General features: G+C 65.2%; 2 protein-coding genes. One reads left to right on the forward strand and one right to left on the reverse strand.

The window, feature by feature from the left end:
- A partial coding sequence (locus BEN49_RS14375; protein WP_125916877.1) for an MFS transporter occupies positions 1-1,130 on the reverse strand: 1,130 nt, incomplete at its 3' end.
- 381 nt (positions 1,131-1,511) lie between these two features.
- Here BEN49_RS14375 and BEN49_RS14380 point away from each other — a divergent pair.
- Entirely contained in the window at positions 1,512-1,970 is a 459-nt protein-coding gene (locus BEN49_RS14380; RefSeq protein WP_070744519.1) for a thioredoxin family protein, read from the forward strand.
- Positions 1,971-2,078 lie beyond the last annotated feature (108 nt).

The raw sequence follows: 2,078 nt of genomic DNA on the forward strand, positions 1-2,078 counted from the left end.
GCCGCGGTGGCCGCGCCCTGCCGCCCGCCGGCATCGAGCGCCATGGCCCCCGATAAAAACGAATAGGGCCCCAGCAGCAGTAAGCCCACCAGCGACGTGAGCACCAGCGGCAGGACGGGCCCGCTAGCCGGTTGGGTCATCAACGTCAGCACGGGCACCAGGCCCACGCAGGCCCCCAGGATGAGCACCCCGCGCTGCCCCCGCAGCCAGGCATCGGAGAGGTAGCCGGCCCCCAGGATGGACGCCATGCCGCACACCGAGTACAGCGCGCTCCACTGCGAAGCCGCGCCCTCGGACATGTGCGCCGCCTCTACCAGGTAGGTGGGCACCCAAAAGCTGAACGCCTCGCGCAACGCCGTGAGGCCGAACGACATGAGCAGCATCAGCAGAAAGGCCGGGCTGCGGAAGTAGGGCCCCAGCAAGCTGCCCAGCGACGCCGGCCGGTCGGCCGCGGGGCCGGCGTCGGCGGCGAATAGGTTGTCCGGGTTGGCGGGCGGGGCGGCCAGGCCCACGTCTTCGGGGCTGCTTTTTAGGCTGAACGAGCAGCCCAGGGCTACCACCGCCAGCACGCCCGCTGCCGCCAGAAACAGGCCGCGCCAGCCCAGGCCCAGCACCAGCAGCTGCCCCAGTACCAGTTTGGCCACCACGTCGCCAAACAGGTAGCTTAGGCTGAGCAGGCCCATCACCCGGCCGTAGGATTGGTAGGAAAACCAGTTGGCCGTGGTTTTCACCAGGCCGGCCCAGCCCATGGACTGCACCAGCCGGTTGGCGGCCCAGGCCGCGAAAAACACCGCCACGCCCTGCCCCAACCCAAAGGCCACGGTGGCCGCCACGGCCCCCACCATGCCCAGCAGGAAAATCCGTTTGCCCCCCAGAAAGTCGCCCAGCACGCCGTTCAGCACTTTGCCAGCGGCGTAAAACAGCACGCCCACCGAGGCCACCTGGCCCAGCACTTCTTTGTTCAAGCCCTGGGCCCTAAACTCGCGGATGAGCAGCGGCGCGGCAATGGCCAGGTTGGAGCGGCATACATAATAGGCGCTATAGCCAATGAATAGGCTCACGCCCGTGCGCAGCTGCCAACGCTGCAACCCGGAACGCGGCGCTGAGAAGACGGGTAGGACGGTAGACAATTCGCTCAAGGGGTAGAGGCATTTTTCGAATACAAAGTTGGGTTTTTGAGGGCCCCGGCGCGTTGCGAAAGTGTTAACAAATTGTCTGCATTTGTTAACCAGAAGGAAAGGATTTGGCCCTGCACCCGGTCCGTGGTCCTGGCGAGCTATCGGTCCGAACCTGATGAATGCCGCCGTGGCGGGAGAGTCTCTTACTGCTTTGGTGCTGGTTGCCTGGGTAGAAATGTTTCACTGGATTCAACCCCGCACCCAGGGCCCCAAGCGGCCTCACAAGCGGCTTAAAATTTGCTTAAAAAGCGGCTTACCCACCAGCTTTGGGCACCGCGGCGTGCCGTGCCTGCGTTCTTTGGGCAAATCCCGTTTTTTTACCGCTGCTCCGCTATGCGCTTCCCCATTTTCTTCCTGTTTGCGCTGCTGATGGCCGCCGGGGCCCGTGCCCAAACGCCGCCCGCCACCTCCTGGAACACCGACCTTACCGCCGCCCTGGCGCAGGCCAAGGCCAACCAGCGGCCGGTGCTGGCCGTGTTTTCGGGCTCCGACTGGTGCAAACCGTGCATTATGCTCAAGCAGGAGGTGTTCGACCAGCCCGAGTTTGCGCAGTACGCCCAAGATAAGTTCGTGCTGGCCCGCTTCGACTTCCCGCGCAACCGCAAAAACCAATTGCCGCCCGCCCAAACCAAGCAGAGCGAGCAAGCCGCCGCGCAGCTCAACAAAGAAGGCACGTTTCCGCTGGTAGTGGTGCTCTCGCCCGAAGGCAAGGTGCTGGCCAAGAGCGGTTACCGCCCCGGTGGCCCCGCCGCTTACGATACTTATTTGTCGCAACTGCTAACCGCCCGTTAGGCTCCGTGCGCACCATTTTGCTTCGGGGCCCGGCGTGGTGGGCGGTGCTGGTGGCGCTGGTCTGGGGGCCCTTGAGCGCGCCGCCCGCCCGCGCCCGCACCGGCTGCG

This window comes from Hymenobacter coccineus (genome assembly GCF_001816125.1).
Classification (GTDB): Bacteria; Bacteroidota; Bacteroidia; order Cytophagales; family Hymenobacteraceae; genus Hymenobacter; species Hymenobacter coccineus.

Excerpts from the sequence above, each read along its gene's own strand:
- BEN49_RS14380 (WP_070744519.1), top strand. The coding sequence starts at position 1,512 with ATGCGCTTCCCCATTTTCTTCCTGTTTGCGCTGCTGATGGCCGCCGGG.